The sequence below is a fragment of the Ketobacter sp. genome, assembly GCF_003671495.1.
Lineage (GTDB): Bacteria > Pseudomonadota > Gammaproteobacteria > Pseudomonadales > Ketobacteraceae > Ketobacter.
This window is the reverse complement of record NZ_RCHN01000002.1, coordinates 1-18,074: the sequence shown is the minus strand read 5'-3', so window position 1 is coordinate 18,074 and position 18,074 is coordinate 1. Positions and strand designations below refer to the sequence as shown.

Annotated in this window: 20 protein-coding genes; 12 read left to right on the top strand and 8 right to left on the bottom strand. The window is 58.0% G+C overall.

Annotated elements, in window-relative coordinates; all coding sequences use genetic code 11:
• Position 1: 1 nt before the first annotated feature.
• The 4 genes from D9N14_RS00565 to D9N14_RS00550 all read left to right on the top strand — a co-directional run bounded on the left by D9N14_RS00565 (position 2) and on the right by D9N14_RS00550 (position 3,020).
• Entirely contained in the window at positions 2-1,036 is a 1,035-nt protein-coding gene (locus tag D9N14_RS00565) for a chemotaxis protein CheB (RefSeq protein WP_290575716.1), read from the top strand.
• 13 nt (positions 1,037-1,049) lie between these two features.
• Positions 1,050-1,499, top strand: a complete 450-nt coding sequence (locus D9N14_RS00560) for a chemotaxis protein CheW (RefSeq protein ID WP_290575714.1) — start codon at positions 1,050-1,052, stop codon at positions 1,497-1,499.
• Between the two features lie 202 nt (positions 1,500-1,701).
• The gene (locus D9N14_RS00555; protein WP_290575712.1) at positions 1,702-2,304 is read left to right on the top strand and encodes an RNA polymerase sigma factor; all 603 of its coding nucleotides are present in this window, start codon (positions 1,702-1,704) and stop codon (positions 2,302-2,304) included.
• Positions 2,289-3,020, top strand: a complete 732-nt coding sequence (locus D9N14_RS00550) for an anti-sigma factor domain-containing protein (RefSeq protein ID WP_290575710.1) — start codon at positions 2,289-2,291, stop codon at positions 3,018-3,020. The genes D9N14_RS00555 and D9N14_RS00550 overlap by 16 nt, the downstream gene beginning before the upstream one ends.
• A 28-nt stretch (positions 3,021-3,048) precedes the next feature.
• Here D9N14_RS00550 and D9N14_RS00545 read toward each other — a convergent pair whose 3' ends face one another.
• Positions 3,049-3,513, bottom strand: a complete 465-nt coding sequence (locus D9N14_RS00545; protein WP_290575708.1) for a tetratricopeptide repeat protein — start codon at positions 3,511-3,513, stop codon at positions 3,049-3,051.
• Between the two features lie 246 nt (positions 3,514-3,759).
• On the opposite strand from D9N14_RS00545, the gene D9N14_RS00540 reads away from it, so the two are divergent.
• The 5 genes from D9N14_RS00540 (at position 3,760) to D9N14_RS00520 (ending at position 7,308) form a co-directional block, all read left to right on the top strand.
• The gene (locus D9N14_RS00540) at positions 3,760-4,005 is read left to right on the top strand and encodes a DUF2946 family protein (protein ID WP_290575706.1); all 246 of its coding nucleotides are present in this window, start codon (positions 3,760-3,762) and stop codon (positions 4,003-4,005) included.
• A gap of 59 nt (positions 4,006-4,064) precedes the next feature.
• A complete protein-coding gene (locus D9N14_RS00535) occupies positions 4,065-4,670 on the top strand; it encodes a DUF2796 domain-containing protein (protein ID WP_290575704.1) in 606 nt (201 codons plus the stop codon).
• A gap of 18 nt (positions 4,671-4,688) precedes the next feature.
• A complete protein-coding gene (locus D9N14_RS00530; protein WP_290575702.1) occupies positions 4,689-5,402 on the top strand; it encodes an ABC transporter ATP-binding protein in 714 nt (237 codons plus the stop codon).
• Positions 5,399-6,655, top strand: a complete 1,257-nt coding sequence (locus tag D9N14_RS00525) for an ABC transporter permease (protein WP_290575700.1) — start codon at positions 5,399-5,401, stop codon at positions 6,653-6,655. Before D9N14_RS00530 ends, D9N14_RS00525 begins: the two co-directional genes overlap by 4 nt.
• A gap of 68 nt (positions 6,656-6,723) precedes the next feature.
• Positions 6,724-7,308 carry a DUF3299 domain-containing protein gene (locus tag D9N14_RS00520; protein WP_290575698.1) on the top strand — a complete coding sequence of 195 codons (585 nt, stop codon included), beginning with the start codon at positions 6,724-6,726 and terminating at the stop codon, positions 7,306-7,308.
• Positions 7,309-7,336: 28 nt separating this feature from the next.
• Here D9N14_RS00520 and D9N14_RS00515 read toward each other — a convergent pair whose 3' ends face one another.
• Positions 7,337-8,071: a 16S rRNA (uracil(1498)-N(3))-methyltransferase gene (locus tag D9N14_RS00515; RefSeq protein WP_290575696.1), complete on the bottom strand. Its 735-nt coding sequence runs from the start codon at positions 8,069-8,071 to the stop codon at positions 7,337-7,339.
• A gap of 92 nt (positions 8,072-8,163) precedes the next feature.
• Between D9N14_RS00515 and D9N14_RS00510 the strand changes: the two genes are divergently transcribed.
• Positions 8,164-8,523: a hypothetical protein gene (locus tag D9N14_RS00510; protein WP_290575694.1), complete on the top strand. Its 360-nt coding sequence runs from the start codon at positions 8,164-8,166 to the stop codon at positions 8,521-8,523.
• Positions 8,520-9,047 (top strand): DinB family protein, encoded by a 528-nt coding sequence (locus D9N14_RS00505; protein WP_290575691.1) that lies wholly within the window; start codon positions 8,520-8,522, stop codon positions 9,045-9,047. The genes D9N14_RS00510 and D9N14_RS00505 overlap by 4 nt, the downstream gene beginning before the upstream one ends.
• A gap of 16 nt (positions 9,048-9,063) precedes the next feature.
• Here the strand turns inward: D9N14_RS00505 and D9N14_RS00500 are convergent, their stop codons facing one another.
• A complete protein-coding gene (locus D9N14_RS00500; RefSeq protein ID WP_290575689.1) occupies positions 9,064-10,416 on the bottom strand; it encodes an adenosylmethionine--8-amino-7-oxononanoate transaminase in 1,353 nt (450 codons plus the stop codon).
• A 204-nt stretch (positions 10,417-10,620) separates the two neighbouring features.
• Between D9N14_RS00500 and D9N14_RS00495 the strand changes: the two genes are divergently transcribed.
• Positions 10,621-11,907 carry a hemolysin family protein gene (locus D9N14_RS00495; protein WP_290575687.1) on the top strand — a complete coding sequence of 429 codons (1,287 nt, stop codon included), beginning with the start codon at positions 10,621-10,623 and terminating at the stop codon, positions 11,905-11,907.
• Positions 11,908-11,927: 20 nt separating this feature from the next.
• On the opposite strand, the gene D9N14_RS00490 is transcribed toward D9N14_RS00495, so the two are convergent.
• The 5 genes from D9N14_RS00490 to D9N14_RS00470 all read right to left on the bottom strand — a co-directional run bounded on the left by D9N14_RS00490 (position 11,928) and on the right by D9N14_RS00470 (position 18,021).
• A complete protein-coding gene (locus D9N14_RS00490) occupies positions 11,928-13,301 on the bottom strand; it encodes a phosphomannomutase (RefSeq protein WP_290575685.1) in 1,374 nt (457 codons plus the stop codon).
• Positions 13,302-13,360: 59 nt separating this feature from the next.
• Positions 13,361-14,212, bottom strand: a complete 852-nt coding sequence (gene metF / locus D9N14_RS00485) for a methylenetetrahydrofolate reductase [NAD(P)H] (protein WP_290575682.1) — start codon at positions 14,210-14,212, stop codon at positions 13,361-13,363.
• Between the two features lie 173 nt (positions 14,213-14,385).
• Entirely contained in the window at positions 14,386-15,774 is a 1,389-nt protein-coding gene (gene ahcY / locus D9N14_RS00480; protein ID WP_290575680.1) for an adenosylhomocysteinase, read from the bottom strand.
• Positions 15,775-15,799: 25 nt separating this feature from the next.
• On the bottom strand, positions 15,800-16,960 hold the full coding sequence (metK, locus tag D9N14_RS00475; protein WP_290575678.1) for a methionine adenosyltransferase: 1,161 nt from the start codon (positions 16,958-16,960) through the stop codon (positions 15,800-15,802).
• 80 nt (positions 16,961-17,040) lie between these two features.
• Entirely contained in the window at positions 17,041-18,021 is a 981-nt protein-coding gene (locus D9N14_RS00470) for an ArsR/SmtB family transcription factor (RefSeq protein ID WP_290575676.1), read from the bottom strand.
• Positions 18,022-18,074 lie beyond the last annotated feature (53 nt).

Genomic DNA, 18,074 nt, shown 5'->3' with positions numbered 1-18,074 from the left:
TGTGTCCGACAAGCCCGGCCCCCCCAAAGGGGCAAACCCCCGGGTGGGGGTGATTGCAGACTCTACACTGCAACGACACGTGGTCTGCAAGGCCATCGAGTCGGCGGGCTATGGCGTGGCGGTGACCTTGTCCCCGGACAAAGTCAGCGACGATCTGATTACCGGTGACCAGGCCGATGTATGGCTGGTGGACATTGAGGACGAAGACAAATGGTCCGACTTCATTGTCCACCTGTTTGAGGCCTCCCGGGCACCGATCCTGCTGGGGGAAGGCAATGCCCCCAGTGTCAGCAGTTTGCAGTTCCAGCGTTGGGAACGGAAGATCTACGCCAAATTGAAAGACATCGTGGGCCAGCCCCGGCCGGAGGACGCGGTAATCCAGTCCCTGGCCCAGGCGGCCATCGAGCCGGTTTCCCCTGAGCTGGATGACGAGGCCGAAGGGGAGCCTGCCACCAACGTATGGGTGCTGGGAGCGTCCCTGGGTGGTCCGGCGGCGGTAAAGGAATTTCTGGATGAGCTGCCGGCCGGTTTGCCCATCGCATTTGTTGTGGCCCAGCACATCGACCCCGGATTTCAGGATACGCTGAGCAAAGTCTGGGGCCGCAATTCCCATTTTCGCTTCAAGGCGCCGTTGGCGGGGCGTTGCGTAAGCCATGGGGAAATTGTCATCGCGCCGGTGGAGCAGGTGATGACAGTGAACCAGTTTGGCCGGGTGGAATTGTTTGAAGAGCAGTGGGACGGGCCCTATTCCCCCTCCATTGATCAGTCCATGTCCCTGCTGGCAGATCACTTTGGTGTGCAGACCGGGGCTATACTGTTCAGTGGAATGGGCAACGACGGTGCCATTTCCGCTGCCAAACTGCGACAGATGGGCATTGAAGTCTGGGCGCAAAGCGCGGAAACCTGCGCCAACAGTTCACAACCGGATTCGGCGCGGGCCGCAGGCTGCGTGACGTTCAGCGGCTCGCCCAAGCAGTTGGCGCACAAACTGGTTGAGTACGCAGCCAAGCACTATTCCGAATCATTGATTAATTAGACGGAACATACTCATGTCTCAAGTACCTGAACAGATTGCCAGCCTCCTGATCCCCATGATCGGCCGTCCGTTGCTGATCCCCAACGTGGCGGTGGCAGAGATCGTCAGCTGGGACCAGCCGGACAAGCGGGAAGACTCACCAGACTGGATGCTGGGCACCGTGGAGTGGCGCGGGGTGGCGTTGCCGGTGGTTTCCCTGGAGCTGATGAACAACCCGGAGATCGAGGATGCCGCACAGGGCGCCCGCCTGGCGGTGATCAATGGCGTGGGTGAATGTAAGCTGCCGTTTTATGCCATCTCGGTGCAGGGCCTGCCCCGCCTGGTGCGGGTGTTTCCGGAAGAGCTCAGCAGCGAGGAGCAATCTGAGGACCTGGCCTACGATACCCTGGTGATGGTCAGCGGTGAACGGGCGGTGATTCCGGATCTGGCCAACGTGGAGCGCCAGCTCAACCAGTTGGTGTGAAATCAGCGGATTTTCCTCCAAAACGCAACTTTTTCCGTTTTCCGTCGTAATGAATTATATAGAATTCGAGTTGGCGGAATCATCAAGCCCGCACCCGGCGGGCTTTTTTGTATCCACTGACCTTTTCATCCCTTTGGCCGGCAGTGATTGCTGATCCGGCCCTGCAGCATGCAGTATTGAGTGGCAGAACGACGAGACCAGCATGACAGGCGGCGAAGTTATCGAACACCAATATACCGAGAAAGCCAGGGCAGAGGCTGACCAGCTTGACCATTTGCTGGCCCGCATTACCTTGAAGGACCAGAAGGCCCTTCAACAGCTGTACCAGAAAGTGTCCGGCAAACTGAATGGCATCGCCATGAAGTTATTGAACGATGCAGACCTGAGCAACGATGTGCTGCAGGAAACCTTTCTGCAGATCTGGAACAACGCCGGCGAGTATCGGCGTGACCAGGGGGAACCCATGACCTGGATGGCATCCCTGCTGCGCTATCGGGCCCTGGACAAGCTGCGGGCGGAGAACCGCGAGCAGAAGCGCCGTAACCAATACGAAGAAGTGCAGACCCTGTTCGGGGAAACCAGTGCCGGGTCCCCCATGGCCGGTCTGCTGCAGCAGGACACCGATACCAAACTGGGGCGCTGTCTGGAAACCCTGGATGCCCTGAACCGCAACGCCATTCTGATGGCGTATTACTATGGCTACAGTCGAGAAGACATTGCCATCCATGTGGAGCAACCGGTGAATACGGTGAAATCCTGGCTGAAACGCGGCTTGACGAGGTTGGCACAATGTCTGGGCCATTGAGATATCAGAATCCGGAGCTGCAGGACCTGCTGGCCTCCAATTACGTGATGGGAACGCTGCGTGGACGGGCGCGTCAGCGCATGGAAACCCTGATGCAGGATAATCGCACTCTGCGCGAGCGGGTTCAGCAGTGGGAAGCCAAACTGCAACCGCTGCATCAGAATACCCCGGAAGTCGCGCCCAGAAACTCCACCTGGGACAGTATCGCCAGCGCCATTGGCGGGGCCGCCGACCCAATGCTGGCCACCCTCAAGAAGAAGCTCAACTTCTACAAATATTTCTCCGGTTTTGCGCTGAGCTGTGCCCTGGTGCTGGCCGTGCTGGTATTGCAGCCGACGCCTCCGCAACCGGCCGCCATCAATTATGTGGCGGTGATGAAGGATGAGGCGGAGCGCCCTACCATGGTGGTGACCCTCACCAAAACCGGCCGGCTGTTGGCGCTGGATATGCTGGAAAAGCCGCAGGTTGAGCAGCACCAGAATCTGCAACTGTGGGCCGTGTCGAAAGTAGATGGCAGTATCAGCAGCCTGGGTGCGATTCAGGTGGAAAAACACATTGAGAAAGCCCTCACCAAACCGCAATGGGGATTGATTGCGGATGCGGAATACCTGTTGGTGTCGGTGGAGACGGCGACGGGGGTGGCACAACCCAGTGCCCGAGTGGTGGCAAAAGGGCTGTGCGTGAAGGTGGAAGGTTGGCAGGCTAAAACCGGTTAAGAGGGTGGAGTAAGAGAACGCGCCAACCTCAGTTGGCGCTCACTTCCAGCTTCTGTTCCTTTTGTTCGATCACCGCTTTCAGCTCACGATATTCCTTGCAGCCAAAAAAGCAGGCTTCATCCAGTCGGGTCAGCATATCGCGGGCCTGGTCCAGACGATTGGTTTCCACATACAGCTCCCCCAGGTATTCCATGGCGCCCTTGTGTTTCGGGTTCAGGGTCAGAGCCCGCAGATAGTATTTCTCCGCCACTTCATAGTGTTTGAGCTTGCGGTTGCTGAAGCCCAGCAGGTTATAGGCGTCGGCATTGTCGGCGTCCTTGGCCACAATTTTCTCCAGGTCCAGAATGGCGGCATCGTATTGTTGGGCATCGATTTTTTTGGAGACGCCGCCCAGGGCATCGGATTCCCCCCAGGATGAGGGTTTCGCGGCATAGACCGGTGCCGACAGGGCGGAAACCAACAGGGCGCAGATCAACGGTTTGGTGTAATTCATGACAATATCCTTCTCTCAATGATGAATGTGGGGTGTTCCTCTAGCATTACGTCGCCAGTGGGGAAAAAGTTGCATGCCTTTGCCGATATTCCGCAAGGCGTGGACCGGTTGAGTGGGCGAGGAATCCGGTGTTATAGTGAGTTCCCACGCTGGTACAGCCCTGTTTCGGTGCAGTTTGCGATAATGCGTCTCCCTACATTCACCCCGCCCAGAATCCCGGTTCGCTCAGGTATAGCCCTTGGCCTGATGTTGGCGCTGGTGTGGAGTCTGCTCAGTAGCACAGCCCATCAGCACCAGGATGAGCCCCTCGGTGTCCATGGGGACTGTGTGTATTGCCTGGTGCAGCAGCAGGTCAGTGGCGCGGCCTTCCTGGCCCTGGGGCCCCTTCCCGTCGTCACTGCTTCGCCCGCGCCGGAACCGGTATGGGTGGCCGTGCCAGCGCTACGCCCCCTGTGGGTGTTTCACGCCCGCGCTCCCCCTTCACGCTCCTGAACCGAGTCCGTCTGGGTGCCTGAACGGCATCTCAATCCGATCTGTGTTTGGAGAACATTATGTGCAAACCCTTTACTGCGGCGGGGCTGTTGCTGTCTGCTGTGCTGTCTTCCGGAGCGCTGTCCTGCTGGGCAGCGGAAACCCAACCGCGTCAGCATGACGCCCACGTGCATGGCGTCGGCACCATGAACGTGGCGGTGGCCGAAGGCCAGCTGCTGATTGAATTATCCATACCCGCCCATGACCTGGTGGGATTCGAACATCAACCGAAAACCCCACCGCAGCGGGCGGTGCTGGAGCAGGCGTTAGCCCGGCTGCGGCAGGGTGGGGCCCTGTTCGTGACCGATGCTCAGGCGGAGTGTCGTCTGCAGCAGCAGGACGTGGCGTCGGCCCTGCTTGCGGTGGAAGCCAGCGCGGACGCGGAGCACCATCATCACGATGAGCACGATGAGCACGATGAGCACGATGAGCACGATGAGGGCCACGCGGAGTTTGAGCTGCGCTATCAGTTTGAATGCCAGCAGCCGGCCCGATTGAACACCCTGACCATCAATCTGTTCAGTGAATTTCCCGACCTGGCGCAGCTGAAAGTCCAACTGATTGGACCCGGCGGGCAGAGCGGTATGGTGGCCCGTGCCGGAAACAATCGGCTTGTGTTGCGCTAGCCTGGTGGGGAGGGGTCTATGACGAACCGGAACGCGATACATCTGCAAGGGGTCGAATTTGGCTGGCAGCAGGGGGTGCCGGTACTGGATGTTACGGAGCTCACCGTGGCCGCAGGGGAGAGGGTGTTCGTCAAAGGCCCCAGTGGCAGTGGTAAGACCACTCTGCTGAGTCTGGTGGGGGGCATTGTGACTCCCCAGCGCGGTACGGTGCAGGTTCTGGGTCAGGATCTGGGGCCGTTGAGTGGCGCCCAGCGGGACCGCTTCCGGGCTCACCACATCGGCTTCATCTTCCAGATGTTCAACCTGATTCCCTACCTGACGGTGTTGGAAAACGTGTTGCTGCCCTGTCGTTTCTCCCGCCGGCGACGCGGGCGTATAGCAGCGGCCGGTGAAACACCCCGGGCGGCGGCCACGCGGCTGTTGCAGCAGCTGGACCTGTCGGCGTCTTTGCTGCACGTGCCGGTGACCCGTCTCAGCGTGGGCCAGCAGCAGCGGGTGGCGGCAGCCCGGGCGCTGATCGGTGCGCCGGAACTGGTGGTCGCTGACGAGCCCACCTCCGCCCTGGATACGGATCGCCGCCGGGCATTCCTGTCCCTGTTGCAGCAGGAGTGTCAGCGCAGCAACACCACCCTGTTGTTCGTGAGTCACGATGATGCCCTGGAGAATGCCTTCCAGCGCACCGTTCACCTGCCTGCCATTAACCGTGCCTCGCGGCAGGAGGTGGTGGCATGAGCCTGCTCACACTGGCATGGAAAAGCATCCGCAACCGGTTGTTTTCGGTGGTGCTCACCGTGGTATCCATTGCGCTCAGTGTTCTGCTTTTGGTGAGCGTGGAACGGGTGCGGCACGAGGCGCGGGAAAGTTTTGCCAACACTGTGGCGGGTACGGACCTGATCGTGGGTGCCCGCGGTGGCCAGGTGCAACTGTTGTTGTACTCTATTTTTCGTATGGGCAACGCCACCAACAATATTTCCTGGGAGAGTTATCAAGAGCTTCGCCAGCACCGGGATGTGGCCTGGACGGTGCCGTTGTCCCTGGGGGATTCCCATCGTGGGTTCCGGGTTCTGGGCACCAATGGGGATTACTTTCAGCATTACCGGTTTGGCCGCAAGCAGGCCCTGAGCTTCCGTGCCGGTGCAGCCTTCGACGGGGTGTACGATGCGGTACTGGGGGCCGATGTGGCGCGGGAGTTGGGCTACGGTATCGGTGAGTCCATTGTGTTATCCCATGGCACCGGGGAGGTGAGCCTGCAGGAACACGGTGACCAACCGTTTCGGGTGGTGGGCATTCTCGCCAAAACCGGAACACCGGTGGACCGTACGGTGCACATTCGATTGCAGGGTATGGAGGCCATTCACGCGGGCTGGGTGGGTGGTCGCCCCACGGCACTGTCGCGGTTGCGGCGGGCGCCGGACCCGGAGGCATTACAGCCGAAATCGGTGACGGCGGTGTTAGTGGGGCTGAAATCCCCCATGGCGGTGTTTCAGCTGCAGCGCTATATCAACGAATATCGGGCGGAACCCTTACTGGCAGCCATGCCGGGGGTGGCGTTGCAGGAATTGTGGGACACCCTGGCGTTGGTGCAACAGGCGTTGCTGGCCATCTCGGTAATGGTGGTGTTGGTGGGGATTACCGGTATGGCCACCGCCATGCTGGCCGGGCTCAACGAACGGCGACGGGAAATGGCGGTGTTGCGCAGTGTGGGCGCGCGGCCCTGGCATATTTTTGTCCTGGTGCAGGGGGAGGCGCTTATCATCATGCTCGTCAGTGTCGTACTCGGTGTGTCGGGTATGTATCTGCTGCACCTTCTTCTGGCGCCCTGGTTGGAGCAACAGTGGGGGCTGTACCTGTCCCTGCGCGGCTTGTCGCCGACGGAGTGCTGGTTGTTGGGCGGCGCGTTGGTCAGTGGCCTGTCCGTGGGGCTGGTTCCGGCTTATCGCGCCTATCGGTTCTCCCTGGCCGACGGCATGACCGTGCGGCTGTGATCGGGGCTCTACTCAGAGTAAGACTCAGGGTAAGACACAGGGCAATGGCAATAAAGAGGACACACCAGGTGAAACACAGCACAGGATGGTATTCAGTGGCCGGCAAATGGCTGGCAGCGATCATGATGATGTTCAGCTGCGGATGGCTGCAGGCGGAAACAGCAGCTCAAACAGCAGCTCAAACAGCAGCTCAAACATTGGAATGGGCGGACCTGATTCCGGCGGGGTTCGACGCCGACGAGATCATCGATGAGTATGATCGCAAGTATCGGTTGAGTGAGTTGTCGGATGAGGACCCCAGGCTGCAAGAGATGATGGCCAAGGTGGAAGCCGCCTACCAGGCGGCACCGGTAAAACCGGAATTGAACAACACTCCCGCCCGGATTGCCGGCTATGTGGTGCCTCTGGCAACCGATGGCACCCGGTCATCGGAGTTCTTACTGGTGCCGTATTTCGGAGCCTGCATCCATGTGCCACCGCCACCGGCGAATCAGACCATTCTGGTACGGGTGCAAGGGCCCGAGGGTGCCGCCATCCGCAAACTTTATGATGTGGTGTGGGTGAGTGGCGTCATCAAAACGCAATTCTTCGACAGCGGCATTGCGCGGGCGGGTTACATTCTGGAGGCGGGCCAGGTGGAACCGTATGAGTAAGTCGAGCCTTGGGAGATAAATTCGGGGGTTATAACAGGAAATCACCCCAGGACAGTTGCACCAGGCTCAACAAGACCACCGGCGCGGTTTCGGTACGCCATACCCGGGGGCCCAGGGTAATGCAGTCAAAACCGAAATCCTTTGCCTGCTCCACTTCCTCATCGGCAAAGCCGCCTTCCGGGCCCACCGCAAAACACAGGCTGGCGGGGGCCTCACCGCTGAAGGGCGTGCCGGGAAGATCTTCTGTGTGCAGAATCCATTTGCGCTCGGCTTCCACGGTTTCTGTCCAGCGCAGCAGTGTCTGTGGTGGATGCAGGATGGGAACAATGTTCATGCCGCACTGCTCGCAGGCGCTGATCAGCAGATTGCGCCATTGTTCCAGTTTTTTCTCCATACGCTGGCCGGAAAGCTTGACCTCGCAACGTTGGCTCAGCAAGGGCGTGATCTCGGTGACCCCCAGTTCCACTGCTTTCTGCAGGGCATAGTCCATGTGGTCCCCTTTGCCCAGCACCTGTCCCAGGTGTACCTGAACCGGCGATGCGCGATCCACGTCATTAAAAAAATCCAGTGACACTTTCACCCATTTCTTGTCGATTTCTGTTATCTGGCCGTGGTACTCGCCGCCGGTGCCATTGAACAGAATCACGGCGTCGCCTTCGGCCATGCGCAGCACCTTACTCAGATGGCGACTGCCGTTTTCATCCAGTTGAACCGTATTACCTTCCAGCAATGGCTGATTTTGAAAAATTCGTGGCGTACGCATAGGGCGGGTTCAGGCTTTCTCAGCTATGGGCTTATTTCCCATTTTAGAACACAATGACGGCTGCTGTCCCCATTGCAGATTTGGAGGTGAAGGTGACGAGACTGTTGGGATACGTGTTTTTGCTGGCGGGGATCGCCCTGCTGGTCGTGGGGGTAAATCAACTGGGGCTCTATGTCCAGGCGCCGGACCAGTTTCCCATTTACCAGAAACTGGTGGCGTTGCCGGCGGCGGATCGCACCATTGATCTGCAGCAGGGGGCTATGGTGCTGCCGGTGGGCTTCTTCAAGGTGAGCGGCATGCTGTCCATTCTGCTGACGGGGTTTTTGCTGGTGTCGGTGGTGAAGCTGTTGGTGAGCACCGGGCTGGGGATGATCAAATCCGATACCCGGGATCTGGCACGGCAGTTGATCAGTGAAATTCGCAAGCTGGAACACCGGGATCTGAACGGATGAGCAGCTTCCCGCTTTGGGCCCGCTACAACCAGGCCATGAACCAGCGCTTATACCAGGCCTGTGCGCGTTTGCAGCCCGGCCAGTTCACCGAGGAACGCGGCGCCTTCTTTGGTTCCATCTGCCGGACGTTGAACCATATCCTCATTGCCGATACCTATTGGCTAAGCCGCTTTGCTGAGGACAAATCCGTGGCGGTGCTGTTGGACGGCGTGGGCAAACCCATCAGGATTACGGCCTCTGACCAGGTGGTGTATGAGGATCTGGCGGGCTTGACCGCCTGGCGCAAACGCATCGATAAACAAATCGTTCGCTGCCTGGACATCATGGAAGCCAAGGGCGCGGATTTGAATGCGCTGATGACCCATCGCCTGGTGGATGGGTCAACGGTTGAGTTCACCGTGAATAAAGCGCTCAGCCATTGGTTCAATCACCAGACCCATCATCGGGGCCAGGTCACCACGTTGTTGACCCAGCTGGGGGTGGATGTGGGTGTCACCGATCTGCTACTGATGGATCTGGGTTAGGTGTGGGCGATTTGCCTCAGTCCCGGGTCGCCAGTTCAATCCCTTCCCAGGCCACTTTGGCCAGGTGATCAATCTGCTCCTCGGTGATGATGTAAGGCGGCATGAAATACACCACGCTGCCCAGGGGGCGTAACAACGCCTGATGCTTCAAGCCGTGCTCGTACACCCGCAGGCCCCGCCGCTCCTGCCAGGGGTAGGGGGTTTTGCCGGCTTTGTCCTGCGCCATCTCGATGGCCAGAATCATGCCGGTCTGGCGCACCTCCGCCACATGGGGATGGTCGGCAAAGTGGGCCGTGGCGTCGGCCATTTTCCGGATCAGTTTCTGGTTGTTGGCGATGACGTTGTCCTGTTCGAAAATATCCAGGGTCGCCAGTGCGGCGGCGCAGGCCAACGGGTTGCCGGTGTAACTGTGGGAATGTAAAAAACCGCGCAGGGTTTCGTAATCGTCGTAGAAGCCCTGGTAGATCCGGTCATGGGTCAGCACTGCACACAGGGGCAGATAGCCGGCGGTGAGCCCTTTCGACAAACACATAAAATCCGGGGTGATGCCAGCCTGTTCGCAGGCAAACAAAGTGCCGGTGCGGCCGAAGCCAACGGCAATTTCATCGGCGATCAGATGCACGTTATAACGATCACAGGCTGCCCGCAGTTTGGTCAGGTACACCGGGTGGTACATGCGCATGGAACCGGCACACTGTACCAGCGGCTCCACAATCACTGCGCAGATTTCCTCGTGATGGGTGGCCAGCAGAGCGTCCATTTTTTCAAACTGGCGCAGGCTGTAACTTTCCCAGCTTTCACCGGCTTCCCGATCGTAGCAGTCCGGGCTGGGGGCGGTGAAGGTGGTCATCAACAGGGGTTCGTAGGTTTTCTTGTAAAGCTCCACATTGCCCACTGCCAGGGCCGCCAGGGTCTCCCCGTGGTAGGAGTTGGCCAGGGTGACAAATTTGGTTTTGCGGGTGTTGCCGGCGTTCAGCCAAAAGTGAAAGCTCATCTTCAGGGCCACTTCGATGCCGGAGGAACCGTTGTCGGCGTAGAAGCAACGATTCAACCCCTCCGGGGTGATGGCCACCAGTCGCTCCGACAGCTCGATCACCGGTTCGTGGCTGAAACCCGCCAGGATCACATGTTCCAGCTGGTCCAGCTGCTGCTTGACGCGGTCGTTGATGCGCGGGTTGGCGTGGCCAAACAGATTCACCCACCAGGAGCTGACCGCATCCATATAACGGTTGCCTTCAAAATCCTCCAGCCAGATGCCGTCCCCTTTCTTGATGGGAATGATGGGCAGAGTTTCGTGATCTTTCATCTGGGTGCAGGGGTGCCACAAAACCTGAAGATCGCGCTGCATGAGGCTATGATTCAAAGACATGCTGTAACCGGTGGGTAATGAGTGAATGGGTAGAGTAAAGACTCTGCCAGCGGTGTGCAAGCGTGGGCTCAGGGGCCGCTTCCAGGCTGGTTTTGCCGTTGCAGAGGGTCCTGAATAATTCACGATTACCGCTTCAAAACACTATTCCAACCCAGTGGTTTGTATAAAATACGCAGTCGTATAGCCGCCGCGCGGGGAGCGCCCATGGTAGACCTCTTTAACTTGTTTCTGCTGATTCTGGCCAGTGCCGTTTTCGCCATGTCTGAAATCGCCATGGCCGCCGCCCGTAAAATCAAACTCATGGTGATGGTGGAGGAAGGCAACAACAAAGCCGCCGAAATCCTGGCCCTGCAGGAAAACCCCGGTGCTTTTTTTGCCATGGTCCAGATCGGACTGAACGCCATTGCCATTCTGGGCGGTATTCTGGGGGAGGCGGCATTGACCCCTTATGTCCGCGAACTGCTGGTGATGGTTTATTCCGGAGCGCTGCTGGACCAGGTCAGCTTTTTCATTTCCTTTTTTATTATTACCGCGCTGTTCATCCTGTTCGCAGACCTGTTGCCCAAACGGCTCGCCATGATCATGCCGGAGAGCATTGCCATTCGGGTGATTACCCCGATGCGCTGGGTGACCCTGGCCCTGACACCGCTGGTGATGTTTTTCAACGGCATCACCAACGGGGTGTTGCGCCTGTTGCGCCTGCCCACCGAACAGAAGGAGGTGGTGACCACGGAAGACATTGTGGCGACCATCGGCGCCGGGCTCGATTCCGGTTCGGTGCAGCCCCAGGAGTTGCAGATCATTGAAAACGTGTTTGAGCTGGAACAGCGCACCCTCTCCAGCGCCATGGTGCCCCGGGACAGCATTGTGTACTTTGATCTGGCGGACGACAGCGCCCACATCAGCCAGGTCATCATTGATCATCCCCACAACACTTTTCTGGTGTGTGATGGCAGCCTGGACAAACTGATCGGGCTGGTGGATTCAAAAGAGATTTTACGCAAGGTGCTGAAGGGGGAGCCGGCGGCCATCAGCGTCGAGGAAATCAACCAGAACGTGTTTTATCTGCCGGAAACCCTGAGTATGGCGGATGCCCTGAACGCATTCCGAATCGAACCCCAACAGTTGGCGGTGGTGGTGAACGAGTATGCCCTGATTGTCGGTGTGGTCACGGTGAAGGATCTATTGGGCGGTTTTATGGGGGAGCTGATCACACCCGCCGGTAAAGAGCAGATTGTGCAGCGTGACGACCAGTCCTGGATCATGGACGGCCTGACCCCCATTGTGGATGTGATGCGTTACCTGGGGCTGGATGAGTTTCCGGATAAAAGCCAATATGACACCATCGCCGGTTTCATTATTTATCAACTCAGGAAGCTGCCGAAGCTCACCGATCATGTGACGCACGCGGGATACAAGTTTGAGGTGATTGATCTGGAGGGGGTGCGGATCACGCAGGTGCTGGTGACCCGATTACCACCAGCAGACTGACGCGTGTGTTCAGCTGTTCGTTACTGCGAGCCTGATACAGTGGGTTCGCTGTAGTGGCTCAGTTGGACCAGTAGCGCCTCGGTTTTTTGTTCCATCAGGGCGACGTCGCCGCGGGATTCCACGTTCAGACGCACCAGGGGTTCCGTATTGGAGCAGCGCAGATTAAAGCGCCACTCCCCCATATCCATGCTCAGGCCATCAATCTTGCTGATGTGTTTGGCTTCACTGCGGTAGTGGGCTTCGATGGCGTTAATGGCGGCAGCGGAATCGGCAATGGTGCGGTTGATTTCGCCACTGGCGGGAAACCGGGCAATGCGTTCGTCCACCAGTTGCGACAGGGTTTTTCCGGTTTGTGAGAGCAATGCCGCCACCATCAACCAGGGGATCATGCCGGAATCGCAGTAGGCAAAATCGCGAAAATAATGGTGGGCACTCATCTCGCCACCGTAGATGGCATCCTCTTCCCGCATGCGGGCTTTTATGAAGGCGTGACCGGTTTTGCTCTCCACCGCGACGCCACCGGCCTGCTCTACCAGTTCAACGGTATTCCAGGTGAGGCGGGGGTCGTGAATGATGCGGGCACCCGGCTCCTGCTGCAGGAACAGCTCCGCCAGCATGCCGACGATGTAATACCCTTCAATAAATCGTCCGCTTTCGTCGAATAGAAAACAGCGATCAAAATCCCCGTCCCAGGCGATGCCAAAGTCCGCTTGTTCAGACAGCAGCGTGCGCCGGGTGAGTTCGCGGTTTTCCGGCAGCAGTGGATTCGGCACACCCTGCGGGAAATGGCCATCGGGCTCGTGCAGTACTTTGACGAACTCAAACGGCAGGTGAGGCTCCAGCGCATCGATCACCAGGCCGGCACCACCGTTGCCGGCATTGACCACCACTTTATAGGGTCGAAGCGTTTTGACATCCACATAGCCCAACAGGTGTTGAATGTAGTCGCCGGTGATGTGCAACGGTTGCACGGTGCCGGGTTGAGCGGCATCCTGGAAGGTGCCGGGCACCTTGGCTTTAATGTCCAGCAGGCCGTTGTCCGAACTGATGGGGCGGGACCCTTTGCCCACCAGTTTCATGCCGTTGTAGTCCTTGGGATTGTGGCTGGCGGTGACGGCGATGCCGCCATCCAACCCGTAATGAAAGGTGGCAAAGTAGATCTGTTCGGTGCCACTCAGGCCGATATCGTAAACGTCTGCACCGGCGGCGGTGATGCCCCGGCACAACGCCCTGGCCAGTGCCGGGCTGGACAGGCGAATGTCGTAACCCACGGCCACCTTGTGGGCGCCGGTGACCTCGACGTAGGCGCGGCCAATGCGTTCAATGATGTCTTCATTGAGTTGGTCAGGAACCCGACCACGAATGTCGTACGCTTTGAATGCACTCAAATCCACAGCACTATACCCCTGGGCCTTCGTTTATTAGCCCGCAGGGTATAGCGTTGTGGCAGGAATCACAAGCCGAGATTGTTCCAGATGGCCAGGGTCGGTTCGGCCTGGTTCATGGTGTAGAAATGAATGCCGGGGGCGCCCATGTCCAGTAGCTCTTCACACAGGCTGGTGACGATCTCTTCCCCCAGCTGTTTGATGGACTGTTCATCGCCGCGGAATCCTTCCATGCGCATGCGAATCCAGCGTGGGATTTCCGCCCCGCACATACCGGAAAAGCGCATCAGGTTGTCGTAGTTGATGATGGGCATGATGCCGGGATAAATGGGAAGATCCAGGCCCATTTTTTCACAGCTGTCGACAAAAAATTTATAGGCATCCACGTTGAAGAAGTACTGGGTGATGGCGCTGTTGGCACCGGCCTGTACTTTGGTTTTGAAGGCCTGAAGATCGGCCTCCATGGATTTTGCCTGGGGGTGCATTTCCGGATAGGCCGCCACTTCCAGGTGGAAATGATCGGCGGTTTGCTGGCGAATAAACGCCACCAGATCGCTGGCGTATTTCAATTCCCCCAGGGAGGCGCCCATGCCGGAAGGCAGGTCACCGCGCAAGGTGACGATGCGGTTGATGCCATTGCTTTGGTATTGTGTCAGCAGTTGCGCCAGTTGGGCTTTGGTATCGCCCACACAGGACAGGTGCGGCGCGGCGTCAATGCCGGTTTTGGCTTTGACGTTCATCACCGTTTCAAAGGTGCGGTCGCGGGTGGAACCGCCGGCGCCATAGGTCACGGAGAAAAAGCTGGGCTTTTTCTCGGCCAGTTCCTGCTGTACCAGATTCAGTTTTTCCACGCCGACATCGGTTTTGGGTGGAAAAAATTCGAAGCTGAAGCGCTTTTCGTGTTGTTTTTGAGAATTCATGTTCTGCTCAGACTATTCACTTGAGTGCCACGGTCAGCGTCAGTGGAAGTGGAGTCTCTTTCAGGATCGCTACAAGCACATCCCTGTGCGCTCGGCAGCGGCCGTCCATGGCCGCTGACGTCCTGAAATAGACTCCACTCCCACTGACGCAGCAATGTGCCAGCGTCAGGTAATCAATACTTATAACTTTCCGGCTTGTAAGGTCCATCCACCGGCACATTGATGTACTTGGCCTGGGCGTCGGTCATGCGGGTAATCACCCCACCAAAACCCCGCACCATCTCCGCTGCCACTTCCTCGTCCAGCTTCTTGGGCAGTACTTTCACATACAGTGCGGCTTTCTTCTCCGCTTCTGGCAGATCCGCGAACTTGCGCTCCCACAGATACATCTGTGCCAGCACCTGGTTGGCGAAGGAGCCGTCCATGATGCGGGATGGGTGGCCGGTGGCGTTACCCAGATTCACCAGGCGACCTTCGGACAACAGGATCAAATGATCGTTGCTGTCGGCATTGCGTACGATCTTGTGCACCTGGGGCTTCACTTCCTGCCATTCCCAGTTTTTGCGCATGAAGGCCGTATCAATCTCGCTGTCGAAGTGGCCGATGTTGCAGACCACGGCGCCGCTCTTCAGGGCTTTCAGCATGTTGGCATCGCACACGTTCACGTTGCCGGTGGTGGTGACCACCAGATCGGTGTTTTGCAGCAGGGCGGTGTTGATGCTGTCGGCGCTACCATCGTTGATGCCGTCTTTATACGGTGACACCACTTCGTAACCGTCCATGCAAGCCTGCATGGCGCAGATGGGATCAATCTCGGTCACTTTAACAATCATGCCTTCCTGGCGCAGCGAGGCGGCAGAGCCCTTGCCCACGTCACCGTAACCAATCACCAATGCTTTTTTACCGGACAACAGGTGGTCGGTGCCGCGCTTGATGGCGTCGTTCAAAGAGTGACGGCAACCGTATTTGTTGTCGTTCTTGGATTTGGTGACGGCATCGTTGACGTTGATAGCGGGAACCTTCAGGGTGCCGGCTTCCAGCATTTCCAGCAGACGGTGCACACCGGTAGTGGTCTCTTCCGAGATGCCGTGGATGCTGTCCAGCATGTGGGAGTATTTGTCATGCAGCACCAGCGTCAGGTCGCCGCCGTCGTCCAGAATCATGTTGGCATCCCATTCCTTACCGTCTTTCAGAATGGTCTGCTCGATGCACCACCAGAACTCTTCCTCGGTTTCCCCTTTCCAGGCGAACACGGGAATGCCAGCGGCGGCGATAGCCGCGGCGGCGTGATCCTGGGTGGAGAAGATGTTGCAAGAGGACCAGCGCACATCCGCACCCAGTTCCACCAGGGTTTCAATCAACACGGCGGTCTGGATGGTCATGTGGATACAGCCCATGATCTTGGCGCCTTTCAAGGGCTGCTCGGCTTTGTACTTGCTGCGCAGCGCCATCAGGGCAGGCATTTCACCTTCAGCGATTTCGATTTCGCGACGACCCCAGTCGGCCAGGGAGATGTCCGCTACTTTGTAGTCGGTAAAATTGTTTTCCAGTACGGCATTCATGATGTTTGCCTCTTCCTAAGGTGAATTAAAGGTTTGCCGCAGCGCGCAGGGCGTCGGCTTTGTCGGTGTTTTCCCAGGTGAAGCCCTGGTCTTCACGACCGAAGTGACCATAGGCTGCAGTAGCGCGGTAGATGGGACGACGCAGGTCCAGCATCTCGATCACACCACGGGGACGCAGGTCAAAGTGCTCCCGTACCAGATTGGCGATCTGCTCTTCGCTGACTTTGTTGGTGCCGAAGGTGTTGATGGAGATAGAGGTGGGTTCGGCCACACCAATGGCGTAGGACACCTGGATCTCACACTTGTCCGCCAGGCCGGCGGCGACGATGTTTTTCGCCACATAGCGACCGGCGTAGGCAGCGGAGCGGTCCACTTTGGAAGGGTCCTTGCCGGAGAACGCGCCGCCACCGTGACGGGCAGCACCGCCGTAGGTGTCCACGATGATCTTACGGCCGGTGAGTCCACAGTCGCCCACCGGGCCGCCAATGATGAACTGGCCGGTGGGGTTGATGTGGTATTTGGTGCCTTTGTGCAGCCACTCGGCAGGCAGTACGTGCTTGATCACTTCTTCCATGATGGCTTCACGCAGATCGGACTGCTTGATGTCTTCGTCGTGTTGGGTAGACAGAACCACCGCGTCAACCGCAACCGGTTTGCCGTTTTCATAGCGCAGGGTCACCTGGCTTTTGGCATCAGGGCGCAGCCAGGGCAGGATGCTGTTCTTGCGCAGGTAAGCCTGACGCTGCACCAGACGGTGAGAGTAGTGAATGGCTGCAGGCATCAGTACATCGGTTTCGTTGGTGGCGTAACCGAACATCAAACCCTGGTCACCGGCACCCAGATCTTTCTGTTCGCCTTCGTCCACACCCATGGCGATGTCGGATGACTGTTTGCCAATGGCGTTCAGAACCGCGCAGGAAGCACCGTCAAAGCCCACGTCGGAGCTGTTGTAACCGATGTCCAGGATCACCTGGCGCACGATGTCTTCCAGATCCACATAGGTGTTGGTGCGCACTTCACCGGCGATGATGGCCATACCGGTTTTCACCATGGTTTCCACGGCCACACGTGAGTGGGGGTCATCTTTGATGATGGCATCCAGCACGGCATCGGAAATCTGGTCGGCCATTTTATCGGGATGGCCTTCGGAAACCGATTCGGAGGTGAAGATGGAATATTCGCTCATTGCACTCGCTTCCTTTTCAAACGGTCAAAAAACAGGGGTCAAAAAACAGGGTTCAAAAATATCAGGGTTAAAATCCAGTTTCAGGGTTTATCAAATCGTCTGACCTGTATCTGGAAACCGTTACGCAATCCCATATACAGGCTTTCCGTACTCACCAATCCGGCGTCCTGCGCCCAATCGGTCAATTCCTCCGGGTCGAAGCCCAGCCACAGGTCACCGCAGCTGCGTTTGGCCCAGTCCTGATCGTGGCGACACAGGTCCGCTACAATCAACGCGCCCTGGGGCTTCAGCAGCCGGGCGCAATCTTCAAACACGTCTGCCGGTGACGGTACATGGTGCAACACCATATTGCAGACAATGCGATCCACCAGAATACCTTGCTGCACCGCATCCTCGGTGTCCGCCTGCAGCAGGGTCACGTGGTCCAGTTGCTGCTGTTGGCGCAGGGCTTCGGCCTTTTCCAGCATTTCGCGGGAAATGTCGATGGCGGTGACCGCGCTGAACAACTGCGCCAGGGTAGCCAAGAATGCCCCTTCTCCGGGGCCGATTTCCAGTGCCGTCTGGCCCTTATGCGGATTGGTTTGTAGCAGCAGGTCTCTTACGCTTTCAGCGTATTGATCAAACAGGGCAATCAGCTCCTGCTGCTCCCGAAACTGCTCCGCATGGCGATCAAAAAACTCCCGGGCCACTTCCTCCCGCTCCTGCTTGATCGCCTCAATGCGTCCGGCGGTGTGGCTGCTCAATGCCACCTGGTCGATGGCCTGGAACAGGGCCGCCAGCAGCTGGCCTTGCGGTTGCGCGAGATCCGCCAGTGCCCGTCGATAAAAGATGGAATTGCCTTCCCGACGGGTGGTGACGGCTCCGGACTTGGCCAGCACCTTCAGGTGGTGGCTCATGGCGGGCTGCTTCATAGCGAAGATGTCGCACAGCTCCAGCACGCCAAAGGAGTCGGTTTTGAGGGCCCGCAACACCTCCAAACGCAATGGATCACCGGTGCCCTTGCACAATTGGGCTAAGGAATTAAGGTGATCGGCAGCAATGGGAGGGAGACCAGCATTCATGGGGGGAATACTAGCAGCGTTTTCAACCTATATCAAAATATTTTGATATAGGT

What these genes read in the sequence shown, in the direction of transcription:
- D9N14_RS00560 (WP_290575714.1), top strand. Translation starts at nt 1,050, where the DNA reads ATGTCTCAAGTACCTGAACAGATTGCCAGCCTCCTGATCCCCATGATC.
- D9N14_RS00555 (WP_290575712.1), top strand. Translation starts at nt 1,702, where the DNA reads ATGACAGGCGGCGAAGTTATCGAACACCAATATACCGAGAAAGCCAGG.
- D9N14_RS00550 (WP_290575710.1), top strand. Translation starts at nt 2,289, where the DNA reads ATGTCTGGGCCATTGAGATATCAGAATCCGGAGCTGCAGGACCTGCTG.
- D9N14_RS00545 (WP_290575708.1), bottom strand. Translation starts at nt 3,513, where the DNA reads ATGAATTACACCAAACCGTTGATCTGCGCCCTGTTGGTTTCCGCCCTG.
- D9N14_RS00540 (WP_290575706.1), top strand. Translation starts at nt 3,760, where the DNA reads ATGTTGGCGCTGGTGTGGAGTCTGCTCAGTAGCACAGCCCATCAGCAC.
- D9N14_RS00535 (WP_290575704.1), top strand. Translation starts at nt 4,065, where the DNA reads ATGTGCAAACCCTTTACTGCGGCGGGGCTGTTGCTGTCTGCTGTGCTG.
- D9N14_RS00530 (WP_290575702.1), top strand. Translation starts at nt 4,689, where the DNA reads ATGACGAACCGGAACGCGATACATCTGCAAGGGGTCGAATTTGGCTGG.
- D9N14_RS00525 (WP_290575700.1), top strand. Translation starts at nt 5,399, where the DNA reads ATGAGCCTGCTCACACTGGCATGGAAAAGCATCCGCAACCGGTTGTTT.
- D9N14_RS00515 (WP_290575696.1), bottom strand. Translation starts at nt 8,071, where the DNA reads ATGCGTACGCCACGAATTTTTCAAAATCAGCCATTGCTGGAAGGTAAT.
- D9N14_RS00505 (WP_290575691.1), top strand. Translation starts at nt 8,520, where the DNA reads ATGAGCAGCTTCCCGCTTTGGGCCCGCTACAACCAGGCCATGAACCAG.
- D9N14_RS00500 (WP_290575689.1), bottom strand. Translation starts at nt 10,416, where the DNA reads ATGTCTTTGAATCATAGCCTCATGCAGCGCGATCTTCAGGTTTTGTGG.
- D9N14_RS00495 (WP_290575687.1), top strand. Translation starts at nt 10,621, where the DNA reads ATGGTAGACCTCTTTAACTTGTTTCTGCTGATTCTGGCCAGTGCCGTT.
- metF (WP_290575682.1), bottom strand. Translation starts at nt 14,212, where the DNA reads ATGAATTCTCAAAAACAACACGAAAAGCGCTTCAGCTTCGAATTTTTT.
- ahcY (WP_290575680.1), bottom strand. Translation starts at nt 15,774, where the DNA reads ATGAATGCCGTACTGGAAAACAATTTTACCGACTACAAAGTAGCGGAC.
- metK (WP_290575678.1), bottom strand. Translation starts at nt 16,960, where the DNA reads ATGAGCGAATATTCCATCTTCACCTCCGAATCGGTTTCCGAAGGCCAT.
- D9N14_RS00470 (WP_290575676.1), bottom strand. Translation starts at nt 18,021, where the DNA reads ATGAATGCTGGTCTCCCTCCCATTGCTGCCGATCACCTTAATTCCTTA.